At 34.3% G+C, this 25,249-nt stretch carries 20 protein-coding genes; 15 read left to right on the top strand and 5 right to left on the bottom strand.

Features of this window, described 5'->3' with window-relative positions; all coding sequences use genetic code 11:
* The first annotated feature begins 73 nt into the window (after positions 1-73).
* The 7 genes from BB050_RS21030 to argH all read left to right on the top strand — a co-directional run bounded on the left by BB050_RS21030 (position 74) and on the right by argH (position 7,427).
* Positions 74-1,267 (top strand): glutamate-5-semialdehyde dehydrogenase, encoded by a 1,194-nt coding sequence (locus BB050_RS21030; RefSeq protein ID WP_066034998.1) that lies wholly within the window; start codon positions 74-76, stop codon positions 1,265-1,267.
* Between the two features lie 198 nt (positions 1,268-1,465).
* Positions 1,466-2,227 carry a glutamate 5-kinase gene (gene proB / locus BB050_RS21025; RefSeq protein WP_066034997.1) on the top strand — a complete coding sequence of 254 codons (762 nt, stop codon included), beginning with the start codon at positions 1,466-1,468 and terminating at the stop codon, positions 2,225-2,227.
* A gap of 104 nt (positions 2,228-2,331) precedes the next feature.
* Positions 2,332-2,721: a GxxExxY protein gene (locus BB050_RS21020; protein WP_066034996.1), complete on the top strand. Its 390-nt coding sequence runs from the start codon at positions 2,332-2,334 to the stop codon at positions 2,719-2,721.
* A 98-nt stretch (positions 2,722-2,819) separates the two neighbouring features.
* Complete coding sequence (locus BB050_RS21015; RefSeq protein WP_066034995.1) at positions 2,820-3,773, top strand: N-acetylornithine carbamoyltransferase; 954 nt, start codon at positions 2,820-2,822, stop codon at positions 3,771-3,773.
* Positions 3,774-3,875: 102 nt separating this feature from the next.
* A complete protein-coding gene (gene argB / locus BB050_RS21010) occupies positions 3,876-4,652 on the top strand; it encodes an acetylglutamate kinase (RefSeq protein WP_066034994.1) in 777 nt (258 codons plus the stop codon).
* A 247-nt stretch (positions 4,653-4,899) separates the two neighbouring features.
* On the top strand, positions 4,900-5,970 hold the full coding sequence (locus tag BB050_RS21005) for a M20 family metallo-hydrolase (RefSeq protein ID WP_066034993.1): 1,071 nt from the start codon (positions 4,900-4,902) through the stop codon (positions 5,968-5,970).
* Positions 5,971-6,146: 176 nt separating this feature from the next.
* Positions 6,147-7,427, top strand: coding sequence for an argininosuccinate lyase (argH, locus tag BB050_RS21000; RefSeq protein WP_066034992.1), 1,281 nt, complete (start codon positions 6,147-6,149; stop codon positions 7,425-7,427).
* An 81-nt stretch (positions 7,428-7,508) separates the two neighbouring features.
* Here argH and BB050_RS20995 read toward each other — a convergent pair whose 3' ends face one another.
* Positions 7,509-8,828 (bottom strand): pectate lyase family protein, encoded by a 1,320-nt coding sequence (locus tag BB050_RS20995; RefSeq protein ID WP_066034991.1) that lies wholly within the window; start codon positions 8,826-8,828, stop codon positions 7,509-7,511.
* A 261-nt stretch (positions 8,829-9,089) separates the two neighbouring features.
* Between BB050_RS20995 and BB050_RS20990 the strand changes: the two genes are divergently transcribed.
* Together BB050_RS20990 and BB050_RS20985 are read left to right on the top strand one after the other, a co-directional pair.
* Positions 9,090-10,091: a DUF2157 domain-containing protein gene (locus BB050_RS20990; RefSeq protein ID WP_066034990.1), complete on the top strand. Its 1,002-nt coding sequence runs from the start codon at positions 9,090-9,092 to the stop codon at positions 10,089-10,091.
* The gene (locus tag BB050_RS20985; protein ID WP_066034989.1) at positions 10,088-11,254 is read left to right on the top strand and encodes a hypothetical protein; all 1,167 of its coding nucleotides are present in this window, start codon (positions 10,088-10,090) and stop codon (positions 11,252-11,254) included. The genes BB050_RS20990 and BB050_RS20985 overlap by 4 nt, the downstream gene beginning before the upstream one ends.
* Before the next feature lie 183 nt (positions 11,255-11,437).
* Here the strand turns inward: BB050_RS20985 and ytxJ are convergent, their stop codons facing one another.
* On the bottom strand, positions 11,438-11,827 hold the full coding sequence (ytxJ, locus tag BB050_RS20980; protein ID WP_066034988.1) for a bacillithiol system redox-active protein YtxJ: 390 nt from the start codon (positions 11,825-11,827) through the stop codon (positions 11,438-11,440).
* A gap of 206 nt (positions 11,828-12,033) precedes the next feature.
* Between ytxJ and clpB the strand changes: the two genes are divergently transcribed.
* From clpB to BB050_RS20960, 4 genes are all read left to right on the top strand, one after another.
* Entirely contained in the window at positions 12,034-14,631 is a 2,598-nt protein-coding gene (gene clpB / locus BB050_RS20975) for an ATP-dependent chaperone ClpB (RefSeq protein WP_066034987.1), read from the top strand.
* A 396-nt stretch (positions 14,632-15,027) separates the two neighbouring features.
* On the top strand, positions 15,028-15,912 hold the full coding sequence (locus tag BB050_RS20970; RefSeq protein ID WP_008463137.1) for a DUF808 domain-containing protein: 885 nt from the start codon (positions 15,028-15,030) through the stop codon (positions 15,910-15,912).
* A gap of 336 nt (positions 15,913-16,248) precedes the next feature.
* Complete coding sequence (locus BB050_RS20965) at positions 16,249-16,662, top strand: hypothetical protein (RefSeq protein WP_066034986.1); 414 nt, start codon at positions 16,249-16,251, stop codon at positions 16,660-16,662.
* A gap of 175 nt (positions 16,663-16,837) precedes the next feature.
* Positions 16,838-17,728, top strand: a complete 891-nt coding sequence (locus tag BB050_RS20960; protein WP_008463142.1) for a carbon-nitrogen hydrolase — start codon at positions 16,838-16,840, stop codon at positions 17,726-17,728.
* A 303-nt stretch (positions 17,729-18,031) separates the two neighbouring features.
* On the opposite strand, the gene BB050_RS20955 is transcribed toward BB050_RS20960, so the two are convergent.
* Both BB050_RS20955 and BB050_RS20950 read right to left on the bottom strand, forming a co-directional pair.
* Positions 18,032-19,291, bottom strand: a complete 1,260-nt coding sequence (locus tag BB050_RS20955) for an OmpA family protein (protein WP_008463144.1) — start codon at positions 19,289-19,291, stop codon at positions 18,032-18,034.
* A gap of 203 nt (positions 19,292-19,494) precedes the next feature.
* Positions 19,495-21,015, bottom strand: a complete 1,521-nt coding sequence (locus BB050_RS20950) for a choice-of-anchor I family protein (RefSeq protein ID WP_066034985.1) — start codon at positions 21,013-21,015, stop codon at positions 19,495-19,497.
* Positions 21,016-21,199: 184 nt separating this feature from the next.
* Between BB050_RS20950 and BB050_RS20945 the strand changes: the two genes are divergently transcribed.
* Positions 21,200-22,240: an agmatine deiminase family protein gene (locus BB050_RS20945; protein ID WP_066034984.1), complete on the top strand. Its 1,041-nt coding sequence runs from the start codon at positions 21,200-21,202 to the stop codon at positions 22,238-22,240.
* 172 nt (positions 22,241-22,412) lie between these two features.
* On the opposite strand, the gene fahA is transcribed toward BB050_RS20945, so the two are convergent.
* Complete coding sequence (fahA, locus tag BB050_RS20940) at positions 22,413-23,696, bottom strand: fumarylacetoacetase (RefSeq protein WP_008463150.1); 1,284 nt, start codon at positions 23,694-23,696, stop codon at positions 22,413-22,415.
* A gap of 109 nt (positions 23,697-23,805) precedes the next feature.
* Between fahA and glyA the strand changes: the two genes are divergently transcribed.
* Positions 23,806-25,080: a serine hydroxymethyltransferase gene (glyA, locus tag BB050_RS20935; protein WP_008463151.1), complete on the top strand. Its 1,275-nt coding sequence runs from the start codon at positions 23,806-23,808 to the stop codon at positions 25,078-25,080.
* The last annotated feature ends 169 nt before the right edge of the window (positions 25,081-25,249 follow it).

Below are 25,249 nucleotides of genomic sequence, written 5' to 3'. Positions count from 1 at the left end.
TCCAAAACCTGTTAGATATTAATAAGTTTCTATAAAAAGAAACAACCAAAAAACAACCAACCCACTTGAAATTATGAAACCATTATCAATTGAAACACGCAATGCGGTTTTGCAGACTATGGCAAAGCTGGTCGAGCAAGAGCGGAATGAGATAATCTTGACCAATCAGGAAGATCTTGCCGATTACGACGGTTCAGATTTAGCGATGGAAGAACGCCTGAAAGTAGATGATAAAAAAGTCGATGAAATGATTTTATCGCTTAATCAGTTAGCTTCTCAAGAAGATCCCGTTGGTGTAGAGCGTTTTCATTTTACTCATGATAATGGAATTAAAGTGGTTAATAAAACCGCTGCTTTCGGAACGATTTTAATTATTTATGAATCTCGTCCAGACGTTACAATCGAAGCTGGCGGAATTGCCTTCAAATCAGGAAATAAGATTTTATTAAAAGGCGGAAAAGAGTCTTTAAAATCAAATTTGAAAATCGTAAGTCTTTGGCACAAAGCTTTAGAAGAAAACGGAGTTTCAAAAGATTGGGTTGAATATTTGAATTACAATAGAACAGAAACTCAAGCTTTTTTAGAAAAACCAACTCAAAAAGTCGATTTAATAGTTCCGAGAGGTGGAGAAAAATTGATTGAATTTGTAAAAGCGCATGCAACTTGTCCTGTTATCGTAAGCGGACGAGGAAATAATTTTGTTTACGTTCATGAAGATGCCGATACAGATTTGGCTTTAAAAGTGATTTTAAACGCTAAAACAGCTAAAATTTCGGCTTGTAATGCACTAGATAAAGTTTTGATAAGTTCTAAACTTCCAAATTTTGAAGGTTTTACAGCTATGTTAATCGAAGCTTTAGTAGAATCAAAAGTGGAAGTTATCGTTGATAAATCATTAGAGAATTTTGAAAATACCAAAACCATTCAAAATGAAGATATTTGGTATGAAGAGTTTCTAGATTATAAAATTGTAATCGGAACTATCGATTCTCAGGAACATGCTATTGACAAGATTAATAAGTATTGTGGTGGACATTCTGCAGCAATTATTACCAGAAACGATGAAATCGCACAACAATTTATGGAATCAATAGACGCGGCAGCAGTTTACCAAAATGCTTCGACCCGTTTCACGGACGGCGGACAATTCGGTCTTGGAGGAGAATTAGCAATAAGCACTGATAAATTGCATCAAAGAGGCCCAATTGGTTTACAGCATTTGGTAACCAATAAATGGTACGTGTACGGAGAAGGACAAATACGTTAGAATTTTAGATTTTAGAGTTCAGATTTTAGATTGATGATTAACGATTTTTGATTTCAGATTATTAGAATTTGGAATTTATTATAGATAAAGCTTTGCGAACGTAGCGTTTGTAAGCACAAAGAATATAAAGCCTTGCGCACTTTGCGGTTTTAAAAAAAAACTTAGTGCCTTAGCGCCTTCGCGGCAAAAACAAAAGACATGGCAAAAAAACGGATTTTATTAAAAATAGGAAGTAATACTTTAACCAAAGAAACCAATCATATTTCGCGGGGAAAGATTGAAGATCTTGGAATACAGATTGCGGCTTTAAACGATGAATATGAATTTATCATAGTAAGTTCTGGAGCAATTGCGGCGGCAAAGCAATTTGTAAAACTGGATAATCAAGATAAAGATGTTTTTGTAAAGCAAGCTTTAGCTTCAATCGGACAGCCACATTTAATGCGGATTTACAATGAGAATTTCAAAGATTTAGGCTTAAATACGTCGCAGTGTTTACTTTCTTATTCTGATTTTGAAAAAGAGCAGACCAAAAAGAATATCGTAAATACCATTAATGTATTAGTCAAAAACAATTACATTCCGATTATCAATGAAAATGACACCGTTGCTACAGATGAGATTAGGTTTGGAGATAATGACAAATTAGCGGCTTTAACAGCGGTATTGCTAAATGTTGATATTCTTATAATTGCGACCAATACAAACGGAATTTACACGAAAGAATCAATTCATGATGAAAATCCGGAAACGATCAAATTAGTAAATGATTTAAAAACGCTCGAGAAGGAAATCGGTGAATCAAAATCATCACACGGAACAGGAGGAATGCAATCAAAAATAGAAGCAGCGGCAATTTCAAAAGCAGCAAACATCGAAACATGGATTGTCAATGGACTGAATGATAATTTTATTTTGAAGGCGTTAAAAGATGAAATTCCTTTTACTAGGATTGTGTGATATGGAACGCGGATGAAACGGATTCGCTATCGCGAAGACGCGGATTTAAACTGATTTTTTTATTTTAATTTTATGTAGTACATTTCATTCAAATTTATTTTTTTATGAGATTATTGCATCAAGACCTTACCGATATTATTATTAAAACTTTTTATGAAGTTTATAATGAGTTGGGATATGGATTTTTAGAAAGAGTTTATCAAAATTCCTTGTATTTGGAATTGAAAAATAAAGGCCTACATGTTGAAGCTCAGAAGAAAATCAATGTTTATTATAAAGGAATCAAGGTAGGTGAGTATTATGCAGATTTGATTGTTGAAGATTTAATTATTTTGGAATTAAAAGCAGCAGATTGTATAGTTATAGAATTTGAAAACCAAATTTTAAACTATTTAAGAGGAACAGACTGTGAAGTAGGTTTGCTTCTAAATTTTGGAACAAAACCAGAGTTTCGAAGAAAAATTTTTGAAAACAGCAAAAAAACAAGAGTATAAAAATCCGTTTAAATCCGCGTCTTTGCGATAGCGAATCAGTATAATCCGCGTCTAATTTTTAGACAACAAATAAAAATAACAAAAACAAAAGAAAACAAATGAACTATATTTCAATAAAAGACATCAACTCATTATCAAAATGGGTAAAACAAGCGATCAAAATCAAAAAGAATCCGCTTAAAAATCAGAGTTTAGGAAAGAATAAAACTCTTGGAATGTTATTTTTCAATCCAAGTTTAAGAACGCGTTTGAGTACTCAAAAGGCGGCAATGAACTTAGGAATGAACGTTATGGTAATGAATTTTACCAACGAAGGATGGACATTGGAATTCGAAGACGGAGCTGTGATGAATTCTGGCGCTTCTGAACACATTAAAGAAGCAGCAGAAGTAGTTTCGCAATATTGTGATATCATTGCTATTCGTGCTTTTGCAGGTTTAGTTGATAAGGAAAAAGATTATCAAGAAACTGTGATTTCAGGATTTTTGAAATATGCTACAGTGCCGATTGTAAATATGGAAAGCGCTATTCGTCACCCATTACAATCGTTGGCAGATGCCATTACAATGGAAGAATTCAAACCAAGACACAAAAGCAAACCAAAAGTAGTGCTTTCTTGGGCGCCACATCCAAAGGCGTTGCCACAGGCAGTTGCCAATTCATTCGTAGAAATGATGCAGATGCAGAAAGATATGGATTTTGTAATCACACATCCAGAAGGTTACGAGTTAAGTCCGGAAATCACAAAAGACTGCAAAATCGAATACGATCAAAACAAAGCTTTTGAAAATGCTGATTTTGTTTACGTTAAAAACTGGAGTAATTTCAACGATTACGGAAAAGTGACCAACAGCGATCCAAATTGGACCGTCACCGCTGAAAAAATGGCTTTAACCAACAACGGAAAATTCATGCACTGTCTTCCAGTTCGTAGAAATGTAATTGTAAGTGACGAAGTTTTGGACGGAGAAAATTCAATCGTAATCGAGCAGGCAAATAATAGAACGTATTCAGCACAATTAGTTTTACAAAAGATTTTGAAGAAATTGTAAATTAAAGTTACAAAGAAACAAAGTTACAAAGTGACAGAGGCTTAAACCTTGTAAAAAAACTTTGCAACTTTGTTACTTTGTCACTTTGAACCTTTCAACCTCATGAAGAAAGTTACCGTAATAAAAATAGGTGGAAACATCATTGACAGTCCAACAGAATTAGAACAGTTTTTAACTGATTTTTCTAAAATTGAAGGTCATAAAGTTTTAGTTCACGGCGGTGGAAAATCGGCTACAAAAATGGCACAGAGTATTGGATTAGTTCCGCAAATGATTGACGGACGCAGAATTACAGATGCTCCAATGCTTGATGTTGTGGTGATGATTTACGCAGGACAAATCAACAAATATATTGTAGCGCAATTGCAGGCAAAAGATAACAATGCGATTGGTTTTTCGGGAGCTGATGGAAATTTAATCCAGTCGACAAAAAGAAATCACCCAACGATTGATTACGGGTTTGTAGGTGATGTAAAACAAGTGAATACCAAATTATTAGCGACTTTATTAGAAGCTGGAGTTGTTCCTGTTTTTTGTGCCATCACACACGACAAAAACGGACAATTGTTAAATACCAACGCTGATACAATCGCAAGTGAACTATCAATTGCTTTATCTGAAGTTTTTGATGTTACGCTGACCTACTGTTTTGAAAAACAAGGTGTTTTAATGGATTCAGAAGACGATTCATCTGTAATTACAGAAATCAACGAGACATTATATAATAAACTAAAAGAAGAAAAAGTAATCCATTCCGGAATGATTCCAAAATTGGATAACTGTTTCAATAGTTTGTCAAGAGGCGTGCAGAAAATCAAAATTGGACATCACAGAATGCTTCAAAATTCGGATATTCCACATACAACAATTACATTATAAAAAATGTTGCCACAAATTGACTTTGATTTTTGCTGTTAAAAGAGAAAATAATTTTAGAGAAACATTAAAAAGTTCATTTTGATTTTAAATCTACAACAAAAAAATAATGTTTGGAAATCCGTGTAATTAGTGGCAAAAAAATAGAGCGCGCGAGGTATTTTAAATAAATTTGCGCAAGTAAAAATGGTCAAAGGAAAGCTCAAAAACTTTGCTGCTTTGTTCCTTTGAGCCTTTGAACCTTATTAAAATGAAAAATATAGATACGCTTACCCAGGAAGCAATTAGTTTATTAAAAAACCTAATCGAAACCCCTTCATTTTCAAGTGAAGAAGATCAGACGGCTCTTTTAATAGAAAATTGGTTCAATCAGAATGAAATTCCTTTCAAGAGAGAAAACAACAATGTGTGGGCTTTCAACAAATATTTCGACGAAAATAAACCAACACTTTTACTAAACTCACATCACGATACCGTTCGCCCAAATCAAGCGTATACCAACGATCCGTTTAAAGCAATCGAAAAAGACGGAAAATTATTTGGTTTAGGAAGTAACGACGCTGGAGGATGTTTAGTTTCATTACTAGCGACTTTTGTACATTTTTACGAAAATCAAAACCTTTCTCACAATATTGTAATTGTGGCTTCTGCGGAAGAAGAAAGTAGTGGTAAAAACGGTTTAAACAGTGTTTTAAAACATTTACCAGAACTAGATTGCGCTATTGTAGGAGAACCAACTTTAATGCAATTAGCAATTGCTGAAAAAGGACTTTTAGTTCTTGATGTAAAAGTAAAAGGAACTGCAAGCCACGCTGCACATCAAAACGACGATAATGCATTATATAAATCAATTCCAGTAATGGAGTGGTTTAAAAACTATAAATTTGATAAAATCTCTGATGTTTTAGGTCCTGTAAAAATGACTGTAACCCAAATCAATGCAGGAAAACAGCACAACGTAGTGCCATCAGAATGTGATTTAGTAGTTGACATTCGTGTAACAGACCGTTATAACAATGCCGAAATCTTGGAAGTGGTAAAAGCAAACGTAAATGCCGAAGTAACACCAAGATCAATGCACTTAAATTCATCGTCTATTCCAATCAAGCACGGTTTGGTTCAGGCAGGAATTGCTTTAGGAAGAACAACGTATGGTTCGCCAACACTTTCAGATCAGTCCGTTTTAAGCTGTCAGTCTTTAAAATTAGGACCGGGAGAAACATTACGTTCGCATTCAGCTGACGAATTTATTTTTGTAAATGAAATTGTAGAAGGAGTCGACCTGTATATCAAAATACTAACCGATTTCTTTAAATTATAATATTTTTTAGGAGCTAATCCCGCTATCCGTTACAATCTTTTATTTTTTAAAGAAAAAAATAAAAGGATTTCCACTACTATCGGGGCTAGATAATACCAGTATAAACAATGACATTAGGTCTGAATTAGAAAACAATCTAAGAAGTCTAAAATCTAAGAAGTCTAAAAATCTAAGTTATGAAACTTTGGGAAAAAGGAATACCAACAGATAAACAAATCGAACAATTCACCGTTGGAAACGACCGTGAACTGGATTTAGTTTTAGCAAAATATGATGCTTTAGGTTCAATCGCGCACGCCAAAATGTTGGGTCAGATTGGTTTATTGACTCATGAAGAAACAACATCTTTAGTTGATGCTTTAAACGAAATTATTGCAGATATTGTAGTTGGAAATTTCGAAATCGAAGATAGTTTTGAAGATGTCCATTCTAAAATTGAATATCTGTTAACGGTAAAACTAGGCGATGCAGGAAAGAAAATCCATACGGCACGTTCTCGTAACGATCAGGTTTTGGTTGATGTTCATTTGTATTTAAAAGACGAATTAAAAGCAATCAAAGAGCAGGTAAAAACATTATTTGATTTGCTGATGGAATCTGCAGAGAAACATCAAAACGTTTTATTGCCAGGTTATACGCATTTGCAAATTGCAATGCCATCATCATTCGGAATGTGGTTTTCTGCTTATGCTGAAAGTTTGATCGACGATATTACAATGCTGAATGCTGCTTCAAAAATTGTAGATCAGAATCCGTTGGGATCTGCAGCTGGTTATGGAAGTTCATTTCCAATCAACAGAACATTTACGACTCAGGAATTGGGTTTCGAAACTTTGAAATACAATGCTGTTGCGGCACAAATGAGCCGTGGAAAAGCAGAAAAAACAGTTGCCTTTGCAATGACAAGCGTTGCAGGAACGTTGTCAAAATTTGCGATGGATGTTTGTCTGTATATGAGCCAGAATTTCGATTTTATTGGACTTCCGGCGCATCTTACAACAGGTTCGAGCATTATGCCTCACAAAAAGAATCCAGATGTTTTCGAATTAATCAGAGGAAAATGCAATAAAATTCAGGCGCTTCCATACGAAATCACTTTGATTACAAACAATCTTCCAAGTGGTTATCATAGAGATTTACAACTTTTAAAAGAAGGTTTGTTTCCAGCGATTCAAAACCTGAAAGCTTGTTTGGATATTGCAATCTTTTCAATAAAAGACATTACAGTAAAAGATCATATTTTAGAAGATAAAAAATACGATTATCTATTTACTGTAGATACTCTAAACGAAATGGTTGTTGCAGGAATGCCGTTTAGAGATGCTTACAAAGCTGTTGCTGAACAATTAGAATCAGGAACGTATCAGTCTCCAAAAGCGACAAAACATACGCATGAAGGCAGTATCAATAATTTATGCTTAGATGCAATAAAAGATAAAATGAAAGCGGCTTTTTAGTTTTGTTAAATGTGAAAAATAAGCTGTAAAAAGTAAAAAGGTCATTGATTTGTTTCAATGACCTTTTGATTTATAGAAGAATTAGTTTTTTACTAATTTAAATGTTTTGCTTCGATTGTCAATTTGTACTTTGCACACATAAATACCTTTTGCAAGATTGCCAACGTTTAGTTCTAATTTTTCGTCAGGAGATACATTTTTTGAATGCGAATATACTTTCGATCCATTCGATGAAAATAAATGTACTTCAGCTAAACCATTATCTGAACTTGAAAAATCAATATTCAAAAGACGATTTATAACTGATGGATAATACTTCAAATCCAGATTATTTGCATTGTTGTCATTAAGGCCTAAATTATTGCAGCTTGTAGAAAGAATGCCTTGAGGAGTAACCTGAAGTGTCGCTCCGGCTCCGCACGAAGCGTTTGAAATATAGCCCGCAACATTTCCGATTGGCAGAACACTATAAGGGTAAGAAGGTTTTGTAACTGCAGTTCCTGAATTTGCAGGCGCATTCAAACAATCTGTAAAGGTAATTCCGATTGTTCCACCATCAGTACTTACATAATTTTTAAAGGCAGTTCCAATTTTAGCAAAATCAGTTCCTTCAACGTAGCAAGTTGTGTTATTACTTCCGCCGCCTAAACCAATGGCTAGTGAACCCGAAACAGAGGTGTTATAATAGCAGTTTAAAATATGAAGTTCAGCATTTCTTGCTCTTGGCATTCTTTCTTTGCATCCTTCAGCCCAATAGCAATTTTTAAAAGTGATGCTGTAATGGCCGTCAGAAGGAGCATCAGTTTTGGAAGAGCCCACCAAATCAGAAAAGCGATGATCATCTGCTCCGCCAGAACCTCCAGCTTTTGGCGCTTTCAGATAAATGAATTTGCACCAAGAAACTGTCACGTTATCGGCAGCGCCTTTATTGTCAAAATTGCCATCCATTCCGTCTTGAAATTCGCAATGATCGACCCAAAGATTCGTTGCTTCTGAAGTAATGTTGTCACGCCCATCAACATCATATGCGCCTGGTCCTTCAAAAATTAAATTTCTTATGATAATGTTATTAGAACCAGGTTTCAAACTTAAAATCCCTGAGCCAGCAGCCGTTTGATCCAGATTTAATAATCGTGCGCCCGGAAGGCCAATTATGGTTTTATCATTCACCAATAAGCTCGTATAAGTGCAATTTATAGTTCCTGAAACTAAAATAACCTGTGGTGTAGTTAGTTTTAGTTTTGCAGTCAAATCAGCTAGAGTAGTAACTGTAACGGGAGTTGCATTCCCACCGCCAGTTGCGGAGGCGCCAAATCCTTCGGGAGCACTCATAAAATAATTTTGAGCAAACAGAAAGGAGCAAGGCAGAAGCAATGCTAATAAAATAATTTTTGTTTTCATTTTTTAAGTGTGGTTTTTTGTGGTTTTAATCGTAAATGTAATCGATTGCACAAATGTAAAAGAATTAAAATAATTTCAAATTAATTTATCAGATTTTTGTGTTTTAAGGTTTTGATTTTTAGAATTATAAATGTTGTTTTTACGTTTATAATATCAAATAAATTGTAGATATATTTATAAAAAGTAGTAAAGGTTGTTAGGTTAAAAGCAGAAAATTCATGCTAAATACATATATTTGATGTGCCAGTTTAAAACACGCCAATGGAAAAATTCAAAGATCAGTCGACCCTCCATCTTTTTGAGAAAGGCTTAATTACTGAAAATCAGTTTGAAGAAATTAAAACCTATAGAAGCCTAAAAATCTTTTCATTAAACGCGGAATTAAAATTGTTCCTTTATTTATCAGTATTGCTGTTTACTTCAGGAATTGGAATTTTGATTTATGAAAATATTGATACCATCGGGCATATTGCCATTCTATCATTGCTTTTAATTGTGATTGCAGTTTGCTTTTTTTATTGTTTCAAACATTCCAAAGGTTTTCAGAAATCAGAAACAACATTTGAACATCCTGTTTTAGAATATCTGGTTTTGGCGGGAAATATTCTAACCTGTATTTTCATTGGGTATCTCCAATTTCAATATAAACCCTTTGGAGAGCATTACGGTTTGGCTACTTTAGTACCAACCATTGTTAGTTTCTTTTGCGCATATTATTTTGATAATCGAAGCGTTTTAACTATTGCAATTACTGGTTTGGCGGCTTATGTGGGACTTTCAGTTACGCCACAAGATATATTTAATGACAGCAATAATTTGTATGCAAGCCAAAGTTTAAGCTATTCAGCAGTAATGTTAGGAGTTTTATTGGTTTTATGGACAATCTATAGCCAGCGAATTTCACTCAAAGCTCATTTTGGTTTGGTTTTTCTCACTTTTGCGCTACACATTGTAAGCATCGCGACAATTAGTAATTTAACTGGTTATGAAACTTTAACTTGGATACTATTTGCTCTAATTTTAGCTGGTTCAACGTATTATTTTTATAAAGCCAGTTATCAGTATAGAGCCATGTCTCTATATGTATTTATGATTGTTTACGCTTATATCGGCGGAAACATTGTTTTGTTTAGAATTTTTGAAAATTTTGATTTCTCTGATATTTGGGAATTACTTATTTTCTTGTTGCCAGCTTACTTTGTTGGTTCGATTATTATGTTTATTAAATTGATTAAAAACTTCCATAAAGAAATCGCAGAATGATAGTATACAACAAACAATTATTGGATAATGAGGTTTTAACGGATGAAGCGGATGCTTTGTACAAAGGAGGTTTTATCAGTAAAGAACAGAAGAAATTTATAGAAAAAGAACTTCCAGTTTTAAAAAGCCAGAAAAATATCCTTGTTAGAATAGGTTTCTTTTTGCTTGGCTGTTTATTATTTGGTTCAATTTGTGGAGCAATTTCTTTGTTTGGGCTAAGCGCTGAGAATACATTTTTTAAAATCTGCTGTTATATTTTTGCTGTAGTTGGATTTGCAGGAGTAGAATTGCTTGCAAATCAGGGGTATCATAATCACGGTTTAGACGATGCTTTTATTTTGAATGCGCTTTTATGCTTAGGAGCAGCAATAGGAATAACAACGGAAGGTTACGAAATGGTAATTGCTTTTTTTGTAGCAGTTGGAGCGCTTTTTATCTTTCTAAGGTATTTGCATGTAATTTCAATGCTTGTGTTCTGCCTTTCTGCAACGGCATTTTTGTTTTTTGGAATGTTTGAATTTGGAGATATCGGAAAAGCTATTTTACCATTTACAGCAATGATTTTTGCAGGAGTTTTTTACTTTTTGACGAAAAAAATGATGAATCGTCTGAACGAAAGGTATTATTACAACGGACTATTATTGGCAAATAGTTTTTGTCTAGTTTTATTTTATCTTTCTTGTAATTATTTGGTTGTTAGAGAACTTTCAGCAGAGCTTTTAGGAACAGAAGTAAAACCTGGAATAGATATTCCGTTTGCATTTTTCTTTTATGCTTTCACTTTTATAGTTCCAGTACTTTATTTGGTTCAGGCTTTAAAAACGAAAGACAGATTAATGCTTTGGATTAGCTTTTTAGCTATAGGATTTTCAATTTATACGATTCGATTTTATCATTCGGTTTTACCGATTGAGGTTGCGCTTACACTTGGCGGTATAGTTTTATTCGGAATTGCTTATTTTTCAATTAGAAATTTAAAAGAAAAAGAAAGCGGTCTGACTTTTAAACCAGATAGAATCAATCATTCAGATAGCTTATTAAATGCAGAAGCTTTAGTTGTAGCTTCAACTTTCGGTATGAAACCAGAAGTAAAGCCGCAAGCTTCTCCAATGGAGTTTGGAGGAGGAGGTTTCAGTGGAGGCGGATCTGATGGAAGTTTTTAAGTTTAATTATGAGTTGTGAATTATGAATTATGAGTTGAGCGCTAATTTGAATTAAAATTGGACTTGGCGTAAAAATATAAAAGCCTGGAATTATACAAATAATTTCAGGCTTTTAATTTTTAAAATTTGTTGTATTCTAAGTTAAGACTCATAAATCATAATTCACAACTCATAATTTATAACTTAGATCTTACTTTTTAACGCTTCAGCATCAATATCGCTGTGCGAAACATCGTAAACTGCTTTTCCGTTTTTGATTAAAATCAATTGTGGAGATTCGTGATAAACGCTAAATCTGCTGGCGATTTCATTTGAAATATCTCTGTGTGCGATTAAATCTAAAAAATACGCATCAACCACACCTTCAAGATCAAACTCTCTTTCAAATTGCTTTAAAGCCATACGGCTAATGCTGCATCTTGTGCTATGCTTGAAAATTACAACTGGTCTTTCTTGAGAAATGGCTTCAATTTCCATTAATTGAAGCATATCGGTTAATTCTGTCCAGTTTACTTTACTTTTTGCGGCTTCTGAGTTCTCTGAACTTCCGAAGATTGAATTAAAAAAACTCATATTTGGCTTGTTTTATGACTTTTTGACGCGTTAAATCGAGAAAAATTTGATCTAAACTGTCTTTTTGTCTGTTTTTATGCTATGGAATATAATTTGTCTGTTACAATGCAAAGTTAAATTATTTGAGTTAAAAAAGTACCTCAATAAATCGTAACTTTAATCTTATAAAATGTCAAACAAATAAAATCAATCAAAAACGTAAAAATATGAATATAAATAAGTTTACTATTAAATCGCAAGAAGCCATTCAGCTGTCTCAACAGTTAGCACAGCGAAATGGCCAACAGCAAATTGAAAATGAGCACATTTTCAAAGCTATTTTTGAAGTTGATGAAAACGTGGCACCATTTATCTTGAAAAAACTAAATGTAAATGTGCCTTTGTTTTTACAAATTCTAGACAGTACAATTCAGAGTTTTCCAAAAGTTTCTGGAGGAGATGTAATGCTTTCCAGAGATGCTAATAAAGCTTTGAATGAAGCTGAAATTATCGCACAAAAAATGAACGACGAATACGTTTCGATCGAGCATTTAATTTTAGCCATTTTTGACTCAAAAAGTAAAGTTTCTCAGATTTTAAAAGATCAGGGAGTTACAGGAAAAGGTCTTAAAGCTGCTATTGAAGAATTAAGAAAAGGCGAAAGAGTAACTTCAGCTTCGGCAGAAGAAACGTATAATTCGCTAAATAAATATGCTAAAAATTTAAACGAATTAGCTCGTACAGGAAAACTAGATCCAGTTATTGGACGTGACGAAGAAATTCGACGTGTTTTGCAGATTCTGACTCGTAGAACCAAAAACAACCCAATGCTTATTGGTGAGCCTGGAGTTGGTAAAACTGCAATTGCAGAAGGTTTAGCGCATAGAATTGTGGACGGAGACGTTCCTGAAAACTTAAAAGAAAAAATCGTTTTCTCATTAGATATGGGAGCTTTGATTGCCGGAGCGAAATACAAAGGAGAATTCGAAGAACGTTTAAAATCGGTTGTAAAAGAAGTTACAGCTGCAGAAGGTGACATCGTATTGTTTATCGATGAGATTCATACGCTTGTTGGAGCGGGTGGAGGTGAAGGTGCGATGGACGCGGCAAACATCTTAAAACCAGCTTTAGCACGTGGAGAATTAAGAGCAATTGGAGCTACGACTTTAGATGAATATCAAAAATATTTTGAAAAAGATAAAGCGCTTGAAAGACGTTTCCAAAAGGTGTTAATCGATGAACCTGATACTGAAAGCGCGATTTCAATTCTTCGTGGAATCAAAGAAAAATACGAAACGCACCATAAAGTTCAGATTAAAGATGAAGCAATTATTGCGGCAGTTGAGCTTTCGCAAAGATATATTACGAATCGTTTCTTGCCAGATAAAGCGATCGACTTAATGGACGAAGCGGCTTCTAAATTGCGTATGGAAATCAATTCGAAACCAGAAGAATTAGATGTTTTGGATCGTAAAATCATGCAGTTGGAAATCGAAATTGAAGCCATTAAGCGTGAAAAAGAAGAAAGCAAACTGAAAATTTTAGGTATGGAATTGGCCAACCTGAAAGAAGAACGCAACGAAATCTATGCAAAATGGAAACAGGAAAAAGATATCGTTGACGGAATTCAGGCTGTAAAACACGAAATTGAAGACTTTAAATACGAAGCAGAACGTGCAGAACGTGACGGAGATTACGGAAAAGTAGCTGAAATTCGTTACGGAAAAATAAAAGAAGCACAGGAACGCCAAGAAACATTGCAGAAACAATTGCTTGAATTCCAATCTGGAAATTCTTTAATCAAAGAAGAAGTTACCAGAGAAGATATAGCGGAAGTTGTAGCAAAATGGACAGGAATTCCGGTAACCAAGATGCTTCAGACAGAAAGAGAAAAACTATTGCATCTTGAAGATGAATTGCACAAACGTGTAGTAGGTCAGGAAGAAGCAATAGAAGCGGTGAGTGATGCGGTTCGTAGAAGCCGTGCCGGTTTGCAGGATATGAAAAAACCAGTTGGAACTTTCCTATTCCTAGGAACAACCGGAGTGGGTAAAACAGAGCTGGCAAAAGCTTTGGCTGAATATCTTTTTGATGATGAAAATGCAATGACTCGTATCGATATGAGTGAATACCAAGAACGTCACAGTGTAAGCCGTTTGGTTGGTGCGCCTCCAGGATATGTAGGTTATGATGAAGGAGGTCAGCTGACAGAAGCTGTTCGCAGAAAACCATATTCTGTTGTGCTTTTAGATGAGATCGAAAAAGCGCATCCAGATACCTTCAATATTTTGTTGCAGGTTCTAGACGAAGGACGTTTAACGGACAACAAAGGACGTCTAGCAGATTTTAGAAATACGATTATTATTATGACCTCAAATATGGGAAGTAATATTATTCAGGAGAAATTTGAAAACCTAAAAGGAAGTGTTGAAGCAGCAACAGAGGCAGCTAAAAACGAAGTTTTAGGATTATTAAAACAAACTGTTCGTCCTGAGTTTATCAACCGTATTGACGAGATTGTAATGTTTACACCGCTTACGGTAGAAAATATCTCGAGAATTGTGAGTTTACAATTAAAGAGCGTGACCAAAATGCTGGCTATGCAAGGCATTACAATGGATGCAACTCCAGAAGCTATTGGGTATTTGGCAGACAAAGGTTACGATCCACATTTTGGAGCTCGACCAGTGAAACGTGTGGTTCAGCGTGAAGTTTTAAATCAATTGTCAAAAGAAATTTTGGCAGGAAATATTACAACAGACAGCATCATTTTATTAGATGCTTTCGACGGCAAACTGGTTTTTAGAAACCAGACAGTTAAATAATTATTTTTGTTTAGTTAATCTTGAAAAGCATCAGTGTTAAAGCTGGTGCTTTTTTTTGCCGTGAATTCTGAAACTTTTTACACAATTCTTATAACAATAAATATTGAAGAAATATTCAATTTTAAGTTTTTAAAAATCAGCAAATTATTAATTAAAAAATTAAAATTATGAACAATATTTTCAGAGGATTATTAGCAGGATATGGTGCTAAAAAATTAGGAGGCGGATGTTTCGGAACCATTATAGTTTTTATTATTCTTTGGGTTCTTTTAGGACAATGCAACTAAAAATGCTGTACAGAAAAATACGAATAAAAAGATAAATTTTGATGCAATATTATTGGGCAGATTAAGCCAAAATGTCTAGATTCGCGTCACTAAAAAATAAATTTAAAAAATGGGTTCAGGTTTTTTCGCACTATTAGATGATATCGCGGCAATTATGGATGATGTTGCAGTAATGAGTAAAGTTGCCGCAAAAAAAACAGCAGGGATTTTAGGTGACGATTTAGCTGTAAATGCAGAAAAAGCTTCTGGATTTGCATCTTCACGAGAATTGCCGGTTTTGTGGGCTATCAGTAAAGGTTCTTTATTGAATAAAATCATTATTCTTCCAGTTGCATTCCTTTTAAGTGCATTTTTTCCGATTGCCATTATAATAATCTTAGTTTTAGGAGGGCTTTTTTTAGCATACGAAGGAGCTGAAAAAATCTACGAGTTTATCGTTCCTCATAAACATGAAGAATCTGAGGGAATTACAGATGAAGTTCTTACTGAGGAACAAATTTTATTAATTGAAAAGGACAAGGTAAAATCGGCAATTGTAACAGATTTTATTCTTTCGGTTGAAATCGTGATTATCGCATTAGGAACTGTAATGGAACAGCCTCTCCTGCAGAAAATAATTGTAACTTCGATAATTGCAGTCGTAGCTACAATTGGGGTTTATGGAATAGTAGCGCTTATCGTTAGAATGGACGAAGCAGGTTTTAAGCTTATTAAATCTAGCAAAAGTGAAAAGAGTCTTTCAAGATTTATCGGAAACTTGTTAGTAAAAGCACTTCCGTTTGTAATAAAAAGTTTAACCGTAATTGGGACGATTGCTTTACTTTTAGTGGCTGGAGGAATATTTGTACATTATATTCCATTTTTTCACCATTTGTCAGAAGAAATTAAAATCCCTTCAATCTTCAAAGAATTTACGGTTGGATTAGTTCTAGGATTTATAGTTTTACTTTTTGTAAATCTTTTCAAAAAGATTTTTCAAAAGAAAACAGCTTAATTCAGCTTTAAAAATAGTAAAGGAAACACCAGTACACGCTGGTGTTTTTTTGTTTTAGGAGCAGGAGTGATTCATTTAAAAGAAAGTTCAGTCCCGCTATTCACTATATTTTTTGTTGTGAACCCCACAACAAAAAGATGCCGTTTCTATCGGGGCTATTTTAGAGAGTTTTTATTTTTATAAGAAATAACGGTATTTTTTTTAATAATTTTTATTGAATAAGTTGTTGATTTTTAAAATATTAATCGATAATCTGAATTTTTTAACATTTCTTCTAAGCAACCTTTGCAACTAAGTCTTGTCTTCATAGTAATTAACAATTAATTATTATTTTATATGAAAAGTTTTAGATTAAAAACAGCTTTAGTAGTATTATTTTTATCAATTGGATTTGTTTCATGCAGCAGTGATGATGATAAGGATCAAGTACCAGCTCCAACCACAAAGGCAGCTTTAGTAACAGAAATTAAAGGACCGGCAACAGGAAAAGTTAATGATGAACTAAGCTACGATGTGACTTACACAGTTGATAACGCTTGTGCAGAATTTGATAAAATCTCAGAAGTAACAATTGGATCTGTAAAAGGTTTGCAAGTAATTGCGAAATACCCATCAGAAGTTTGTACCCAGCAAGTGCCAGAACCAAAGAAAACAGTTTATAAATTCAAGTCTACTACAAAAGGGACTTTTGAAATCAAATTCAAGAAATCAGAAACAGAATTCTTAACTCAGAAAGTAGTTATCGAATAATAAGGAGCTTAGCTGATATTTTTTAGGTTGAAAGCCATTTTACAGAGATTTGAATCAATGTAAAATGGTTTTTTGATTTATATGAAATAATACAGGTCGATTAGTTGTTATATAAAAGTTATCGACTTTGCCATTCCTTTAAAAAGTACTATTTTTGCACTCTAAATTTTATGTCATGGCGAAAAGAAAGTATAAAATATCGGTTATTCAGTTAAACCTGAATGATGTTGCCGAAAATAATCTTAAAAAATGTATCAGCTGGGTAAGAGACGCTGCGAGTCAAGGTGCAGAAGTTATCTTATTGCCTGAATTATATAGCAGTCATTATTTTTGTCAAAGTGAAGATGTAGAGAATTTTGCATTAGCAGAACCACTTTACAGCACTTCATTTATTGCATTCAGCGAATTGGCAAAAGAATTAGGAGTAGTAATTATTGTTCCTTTCTTCGAGAAAAGAATGGCTGGAATTTATCATAACAGTGCTTATATTATCGATACTGATGGAACTGAAGCTGGTTTATATCGTAAGATGCATATTCCAGACGATCCTCATTTCTATGAAAAATTCTATTTCACTCCAGGTGACTTAGGTTTCCAAGCGATTGAAACTAAAAAAGGAACTGTTGGAACTTTAATCTGCTGGGATCAATGGTATCCAGAAGCGGCTCGTATTACAGCGCTTAAAGGAGCAGAAGTTTTATTCTACCCAACAGCAATTGGATGGCATCCAAAAGAAAAAGAGCAATATGGAGAAAATCAATATGGCGCTTGGATGAACGTAATGAAAGGTCATGCTGTAGCAAATGGTGTTTTCGTTGCAGCTGCAAACCGAATTGGTTTAGAAAAGTATATCGACGGGACAGAAGGAATTCAATTCTGGGGAGCTTCATTTATTGCTGGACCGCAAGGAGAAATTTTAGCTCAAGCTTCGCACGATAAGGAAGAAATCTTAATTGCTGAGGTTGATTTAGACCTTCAGGAAAATGTTCGCCAAAATTGGCCATTCTTCAGAGATAGAAGAATTGATGCTTTTGGAGATATCACAAAAAGAGCAATCGATAAATAATTAATTTATCTAAAATATAAAAAAAGGACAAAATTCACATTTTGTCCTTTTTTTATGCAAGCTTTTAAGAAGTTAAATATTTATAGCGGCAAATGGAAAAGCTCCGGAGGAGCGATATATATTAAGTTTCAAAAGAGCATGTTATTCCTCTTGAGCTTTATATTATAAACATTTGTCATTTGCTATAAATATTTAATTTCTCCGAAGCTTTATAAATCTAGTTTTTTAAACTCTATTTTTATAAACAAAAAGGAGCCATTCAATTGAATGGCTCCTTTTCTCGTTTTTAGCTTTATATATAGATTACTTCACTTGGAAAGTAACTCGTCTCACGATTTGACGTGCTTCTTTAGAATTTTTGTTAACAGAAGTATCTTCTCCATTAGCAATTACATTCAATCTTGAAGCGTCAATTCCAGCATTTACTGCTACTTTTTTCACAGCTTCAGCTCTTTTTCTAGATAACTCAACATTGTAGTTTGAATTTCCAATTTCGTCAGCATAACCAATAATGTCAGCAGATTTTCCAGGATTGTTTTTTAAGTATTTCACTAAGAAATCAACACCAGATAAAGATGCATTTGTTGGTTTAGACGAATTGAAATCGAAATAAACATTTACATAACCTCCGTTGATTAATTCTTCAACCGTATTGTTTGTAGCTGTTCCTGCACCTTTCTTTTCGTAAGTTTTATCTAAGTAGCTTTCTAATTCATCTGGCACACCATTTTGATTAGTATCAATAGATTGTCCTTTAGTGTTAACGGCAACTCCTGCAATAGAATTTGGTTCTAAATCGTATAAATCAGCAACTCCATCTTTGTCTGTGTCCAAAAGGCCAGTTTCGATTAAGTCCACTCTTTTTTCCAATTCGCTAATTCTGTCTTCTTCACCAACCCAATCAGCATGTTTTTGGTTTTTACCTAAGTAGAATGTTAAACCAACAGAAGCGTTTAATAAAACACCGTCAAAAGCACCTGTAGAAGTAGTTCCCATTCCGTCAAAGTTCCAGTTTTGTCTTCCGTTAACAATTCCAGTAAGATCTCCTGTCAAAGCAACTCGATCACTCAATCTGATTTGTCCCGTTAAACCGGCAATTCCGTGAGCCATGTAATCTTGACCTCCAAATCCAGTTTCAGTACTAATTTGAGAAACCCCGAAACCACCATGAGCCAAAAGACCAATTGTGTTTGTCCAAGTCTCAAAATTTAAAGCACGTCCAACATTGATAACTCCTTGTAAACTTGCTCTAACATAACGGCTTTCAAAATCTGGAGTGTTTTTTTTCTCTTTAAATTGATCGTAACCAACATCTAATTTCACCCCAAATTTTGGACTAAACATATATCTAACACCTAAATCACCGTGGAAAAAATTTAATGATTCTGTAGTGTAACCTGGAGTCATTGTTCTAGTTGGTTTATTAACTCCGCCATTTAGTTCGATCGACCATTTGTTGTATTCTTGATCTACACTAGGTTTGGTAGAAGTGGTAGCCATATTTTGAGCACCTGCAGCAAATGATAGCAATAATAAGGATACTGATACTAATTTCTTTTTCATGATATCAAAAATTAAATTGTTTTTATTTTAAACTCTGAAGCAAAATTAGAGGTCGAATTTTAGATTGTGTTGTATATACCCTTACATAATTCCCATCTTTTGGCATTTAATTGTGTAAATCCGTTAATATTAGTATAATAGAATGCATAAAAAAAGGACAAAATTCACATTTTGTCCCGTTTGCTATCCTAAAAAAAAAGTTATTATTTTAAATCGGGCTGATAAATTTTAACAGATCCATCTCCTTCGCTACTTACCACTAATAAGCTTCTTTTTGTAGGGCTTTTTGAAGCAGGGATGAAAAGAATTCCTTCTGGCGCATCTCCTGTTTTTACAGTTTGCAAATATTGTGGTGAAGTTGGATTTGTAGCATCGTAAACCATAAAAGCGTCAGATCTTTCTAGACCAACAAACAAAATGTTTTGATTTCCCATTTTAGCCGCAACTACAGCTTCTGGCTCAGAACCTTTGTCATCACTTCTTTTATCGTCGTACGTGCCTATTTCGTTGGTCTTTTTGTCAACATCATTTTTGCTGTCAAAAACAATTTTTCCAGTGTTTCCATTCCGGATAGAAAACGATCTTCCGCCAAAACTTACCATTTGGTCCAAATCGCCATCTCCATCAGTATCTCCCATATCTGCAACTAAATTTAATCTGCCTAAATTAGCATCTAATTTTAAGGTTGCTGCATCTGGAAAAACTGTTGCATCAAGTGTCATGCTTTTCATACGCTTCACATCAGTATAGGCAGTGTATTCTCTTGCATCTCCTTCATTGGCTGTAACAAAATAAGGGGTATTGTTTACAGTAAAATGACTGATAGCATCTGGCATATAAAGACCCTTTACTTTCCAAGGGTTAAAAGCAATTTTACTGTCACTGTCGCTTACGTCAATTGCGTTTTCAGCAGTATTGTAGTCTTTTAATCCTAAAGGGTAAATCGCAGTAATAGTTTTAGAAGTTAAATCAACTTTTGCAACACCATTATTCTCTTGTAAAGTTACCCAAGCAGTTTTGGAATCGTCAGAAATTGTAATGTATTCAGGCTCAATATCCTGAGCAAAACTCGTTTTAGCAAATTTTGAAATTCTAAATCCATCTTTTGCTAATGTCGCAGCTTGACCAGCTAATGAGCTAAAATCAAGTGTTGTAACATTATAAGTGCTTGTTTCAATAATAGAAACCGTTCCGTTAGGATCTTGTGTATAATCAGTATTTGGCTCACCTTCATTAGCAGTCATGATAAATTTTCCGTCTGGAGAAAAAGTAATCATATCAGGCAATGCTCCAACAGTAACTTGTTTGATTAAGCTGTAATCAGAAGTATTAAAAATAACTACTTTTCCGTTTCCTTGCTTGTTTACAGTAGATTCTAAAGCAACAGCAAGCTTTCCGTCAAAAACAGAAACGCTGTTCGCAGCACCTTCATAAGCAGTTAAATCAATTTTTCCAATTTTCATTGGTTTTGTAGGGTCTGTAATGTCAATAACGTCAATCTGGTTTACCCCACTGTTGTTTACTGTAAAAAGTCTTTTTGTTTTTTCGCAGTAAGCAGAAATTTCAGCTGCAGCTTCTCCGCCAATTGTGATAGAACCAATTTCTTTAAAAGTTCCAGGATTTTCGTTAACAACAACTTCTGGTTCGCTGTTCGAATTTTCATCATTGTTACAGCTTGCTAATATGAAAAGTGCCGCTAATAATGAGATTGATAAATTTTTCATGTGTTAGTTTTTAGTTTTGGCAAAAGTAATTCTGAGGTCTCTGTTAAATATTAAGGATGTATTATTTAATCTTTAACTTAATTTTTGAAGGATATTTATTGTGAAATGGAGTATGATTTTTACTCATTTGTTTTAAAATCCTAACGAATGCTTATCTTTGCACTTTCTTAATTAGAACCTATTTATGTCAACAAATAATAGAAGATTTCCTGCAGAGTGGGAAAAACAGCAAGGAATTGTATTGTGTTTTCCGCACAATGGCAATGACTGGCCGGGAAAATACGAAGCAGTTCAATGGGCTTTTGTAGAATTTATAAAAAAAGTAGCCACTTTTGAAACTGTTTTTTTGGTGGTTGCCGATGAAAAACTAAAAGAAAAAGTTGCTGATATGCTTGAAAGAGCCCGCGTAAATATCAAAAACGTTTCTTATATTCTTCATAAAACCAACAGAAGCTGGATGCGCGACTCGGGGCCAATTATTGTAAAGAATGGTTCAAAAAGAGAAGCATTAAACTTCAATTTTAATGGTTGGGCAAAATATAAAAATTATCAATTAGATAAGTTTGTTCCAGGTAAAGTGGCTGATTTTATTGATGTTCCGCTAACACAGGTCATATATAAAGGAAAGCCAGTAATTGTTGAAGGCGGAGCAATTGATGTAAATGGAAAAGGGACTTTACTGACTTCTGAAGAATGTTTAATGCATCCAACAATTCAGGTTAGAAATCCAGGTTTTACCAAAGAAGATTACGAAGCCGTTTTTAAAGAATATCTTGGTGTGACTAATGTAATTTGGCTTGGAGATGGAATTGAAGGTGATGATACTCACGGCCACATTGATGATTTATGTCGATTTGTAAATGAAGATACGATTGTAACGATTGTTGAAACAGATAAAAATGATTCAAATTACAAGCCTTTGCAGGATAATTTGAAACGTCTTCAGAATGCAAAATTAGAAAACGGGAAATCTCCAGTTATTGTAGCGCTTCCAATGCCAAAACGTGTTGATTTTGAAGATTTACGTTTGCCAGCAAGTTATGCTAATTTCTTGATTTTGAATAATTGTGTTTTAGTTCCGACCTTCAATGACAGTAATGATCGTGTAGCCTTAAACATATTAGCAGAATGTTTTCCTGATAGAGAAGTAATCGGAATCAGTTGTATTGATTTTATCTGGGGATTCGGAACTTTGCATTGCTTAAGTCAGCAGATTCCTGCTTAATATATAAAGCCATATAAGTAATAAAAGAAAATTAAGTCTGAATTAAATGAATTTAAATTACTTATATGGTTTAAAATTTCTACGATTTTAAGAGAGATTAAAAAGCATAAAAAAAACCTTGGTTATCGCCAAGGTTTTTCTATTTCTATATTTCTTCAGACTGTTCTGCTCTTCATTGTCTTGTAAAAGGAGGCAACAATTGGCTAGAAACTTCTCCAAAACCAATTCTTACTTCGTTATTTTCGCAGAAACCGCGAATAATTACAGTATCATTATCTTCAATAAATTTACGTTCGCTTCCGTCTTTTAACTTCAATGGATTTTTTCCACCCCAAGTTAATTCCAGCATAGAACCAAAACTATCAGGAGTTGGGCCAGAAATAGTTCCAGAACCCATCATGTCGCCAGAATTTACACGGCATCCGTTTGAGGTATGGTGTGTCAATTGCTGAGCCATAGACCAGTACATATATTTAAAGTTCGATCTTGAAATAACAGTTTCTTCTTGGTCTTCTGGTTGTAACGAAACTTCCAAATGAATGTCAAAAGCTTTTTTACCTTTTGTCTGTAAGTAAGGTAGCGGTGACGGATCTTGTTTTGGACCTTTTGTTCTAAAAGGCTCTAAAGCATCCATAGTAACAATCCAAGGCGAGATGGATGTGGCAAAGTTTTTAGCTAAAAATGGTCCAAGTGGCACATATTCCCATTTCTGGATATCGCGAGCACTCCAGTCATTTAATAAAACCATTCCGAAAATATAGTCTTCAGCTTCATAAGTTGAAATATTTTCGCCCATTACATTCACATCTGTTGTGATAAAAGCAGTTTCTAATTCAAAGTCTACTAAGCGTGAAGCACCAAAAACAGGTGTGTCATGGCCAGCAGGCAAGGTTTGTCCCATTGGTCGGTGAACTGGAATTCCAGATGGCACAATTGTAGAACTTCTTCCGTGATATCCAACCGGAATATGGAGCCAGTTTGGCAATAATGCATTATCAGGATCACGGAACATTTTACCTACGTTTGTAGCATGTTCTCTGCTTGAATAAAAGTCAGTATAATCACCAATTAAAACAGGAAGCTGCATTTCTACATCTTCAATTTTAAATATAACAATATCTCGGTGTTTTGTTGAATCTCTTAGTTGCGGATTGTTTTCGTCGAAAATATCTGCGATACGATTTCGAACCAGACGCCATGTTTTTTTTCCGTCAGAAATAAAATCATTCAGCGTATCCTGCATAAACATATCATCGGTCAATTCTATTCCTTCAAAATAGTTTAATTGCTGTAAAGCCCCTAAATCTATGGCATAATCGCCAATTCTCGTTCCTACTGTAACGACATTTTCTTTGGTAAGAAATACACCAAAAGGAATATTCTGAATAGGGAAGTCGCTATTTTGAGGCACTTCTAACCATGATTTTCTACTGGTATCGTTGGCGGTTATTGGCATGTTTAATGTTAATTGTTTGTTGAAAAATTACATGTCAAATATATCATAATCTAGCTGTTTGACAAACGTTTTTTTGTATTTTTGCGTGAAATTAACGAAAAACAAAAAAATGCAACGCGACGAACAAATTTTTGATCTTATCCAAGAGGAAAAAGAAAGACAAATTCATGGACTAGAGCTTATCGCTTCTGAGAATTTTGTAAGTGATGAAGTAATGGCAGCAGCAGGGTCTGTTTTAACTAATAAATATGCTGAGGGTTATCCTGGCAAAAGATACTACGGCGGTTGCGAAGTAGTTGACGTTATTGAGCAGATTGCAATTGACAGAGCTAAAGAATTGTTTGGCGCTGAATATGCAAACGTACAGCCTCACTCTGGTTCTCAAGCAAATACAGCTGTATACCACGCTTGTTTAAATCCTGGTGATACTATTTTAGGTTTCGATTTATCTCACGGAGGTCACTTAACTCACGGTTCTCCAGTAAATTTCTCAGGACGTTTATATCGTCCAGTATTCTACGGTGTAGATGCTGAAACTGGTCGTTTAGATTATGATAAAATTCAAGAAATTGCAACTAAAGAACAGCCAAAATTAATCATCGCTGGAGCTTCTGCTTATTCTCGTGACATGGATTTTGCTCGTTTCAGACAAATTGCTGACAGCGTTGGAGCAATATTATTTGCTGATATTTCTCACCCAGCTGGTCTTATTGCAAAAGGTTTATTAAGCGATCCAATTCCACATTGCCATATTGTTTCTACAACAACACACAAAACATTAAGAGGACCACGTGGAGGTCTTATTTTAATGGGGAAAGATTTCCCAAATCCACAAGGATTAACAACTCCAAAAGGAGAAATCAGAATGATGTCTTCATTATTGGATTTAGCTGTTTTCCCTGGAAACCAAGGTGGACCTTTAATGCACATTATTGCTGCTAAAGCAGTTGCTTTTGGTGAAGCATTAAAAGATGAGTTCTTTACTTATGCAATGCAATTACAAAAAAATGCAAACGCAATGGCTGATGCTTTCGTAAAAAGAGGTTACAACATTATCTCTGGCGGAACTGATAACCACATGATGCTTATTGACTTAAGAAACAAAAATATTTCTGGTAAAGAAGCTGAAAATGCATTAGTAAAAGCTGAAATTACAGTAAACAAAAACATGGTTCCTTTTGACGATAAATCTCCATTTATCACTTCTGGAATTCGTGTTGGAACAGCTGCAATCACAACTCGTGGTTTAGTTGAAAAAGATATGGAAACTATTGTTGAACTTATTGATAAAGTTTTATCTAACCATACAGATGAAGCAGTTATCGAAGAAGTTGCAGAACAAGTAAACGATATGATGAGCGAAAGACCAATTTTTGCTTATTAATTAGTTTAAAGTTTAAAGTTTAAGGTTTCAAGTTTAAAGTTTTGTAATGCGATAATAAACGCATTATGAAACTTTAAACTTTTTTCGTTTAGAATAAAAACTTGAAACTTGACACGAGGCTTTAGCCGAATTGGCGAAGCAAACAAAATAAACCTGAAACAAATTAAAG

It is taken from the genome of Flavobacterium anhuiense (genome assembly GCF_001705175.1).
GTDB classification, from domain to species: Bacteria; Bacteroidota; Bacteroidia; order Flavobacteriales; family Flavobacteriaceae; genus Flavobacterium; species Flavobacterium anhuiense.
This window is presented reverse-complemented; position numbering and strand designations above follow the sequence as displayed.

Bases quoted from the DNA above. Each gene is read 5' to 3' on its own strand.
- BB050_RS21015 (WP_066034995.1), top strand. From the start codon at position 2,820: ATGAACTATATTTCAATAAAAGACATCAACTCATTATCAAAATGGGTA.
- BB050_RS20970 (WP_008463137.1), top strand. From the start codon at position 15,028: ATGGGTTCAGGTTTTTTCGCACTATTAGATGATATCGCGGCAATTATG.
- BB050_RS21020 (WP_066034996.1), top strand. From the start codon at position 2,332: ATGAGATTATTGCATCAAGACCTTACCGATATTATTATTAAAACTTTT.
- BB050_RS20985 (WP_066034989.1), top strand. From the start codon at position 10,088: ATGATAGTATACAACAAACAATTATTGGATAATGAGGTTTTAACGGAT.
- BB050_RS20945 (WP_066034984.1), top strand. From the start codon at position 21,200: ATGTCAACAAATAATAGAAGATTTCCTGCAGAGTGGGAAAAACAGCAA.
- argB (WP_066034994.1), top strand. From the start codon at position 3,876: ATGAAGAAAGTTACCGTAATAAAAATAGGTGGAAACATCATTGACAGT.
- argH (WP_066034992.1), top strand. From the start codon at position 6,147: ATGAAACTTTGGGAAAAAGGAATACCAACAGATAAACAAATCGAACAA.
- glyA (WP_008463151.1), top strand. From the start codon at position 23,806: ATGCAACGCGACGAACAAATTTTTGATCTTATCCAAGAGGAAAAAGAA.
- BB050_RS20965 (WP_066034986.1), top strand. From the start codon at position 16,249: ATGAAAAGTTTTAGATTAAAAACAGCTTTAGTAGTATTATTTTTATCA.
- BB050_RS20955 (WP_008463144.1), bottom strand. From the start codon at position 19,291: ATGAAAAAGAAATTAGTATCAGTATCCTTATTATTGCTATCATTTGCT.
- BB050_RS20960 (WP_008463142.1), top strand. From the start codon at position 16,838: ATGGCGAAAAGAAAGTATAAAATATCGGTTATTCAGTTAAACCTGAAT.
- proB (WP_066034997.1), top strand. From the start codon at position 1,466: ATGGCAAAAAAACGGATTTTATTAAAAATAGGAAGTAATACTTTAACC.
- BB050_RS21030 (WP_066034998.1), top strand. From the start codon at position 74: ATGAAACCATTATCAATTGAAACACGCAATGCGGTTTTGCAGACTATG.
- fahA (WP_008463150.1), bottom strand. From the start codon at position 23,696: ATGCCAATAACCGCCAACGATACCAGTAGAAAATCATGGTTAGAAGTG.
- BB050_RS21005 (WP_066034993.1), top strand. From the start codon at position 4,900: ATGAAAAATATAGATACGCTTACCCAGGAAGCAATTAGTTTATTAAAA.
- clpB (WP_066034987.1), top strand. From the start codon at position 12,034: ATGAATATAAATAAGTTTACTATTAAATCGCAAGAAGCCATTCAGCTG.
- BB050_RS20995 (WP_066034991.1), bottom strand. From the start codon at position 8,828: ATGAAAACAAAAATTATTTTATTAGCATTGCTTCTGCCTTGCTCCTTT.
- ytxJ (WP_066034988.1), bottom strand. From the start codon at position 11,827: ATGAGTTTTTTTAATTCAATCTTCGGAAGTTCAGAGAACTCAGAAGCC.
- BB050_RS20950 (WP_066034985.1), bottom strand. From the start codon at position 21,015: ATGAAAAATTTATCAATCTCATTATTAGCGGCACTTTTCATATTAGCA.
- BB050_RS20990 (WP_066034990.1), top strand. From the start codon at position 9,090: ATGGAAAAATTCAAAGATCAGTCGACCCTCCATCTTTTTGAGAAAGGC.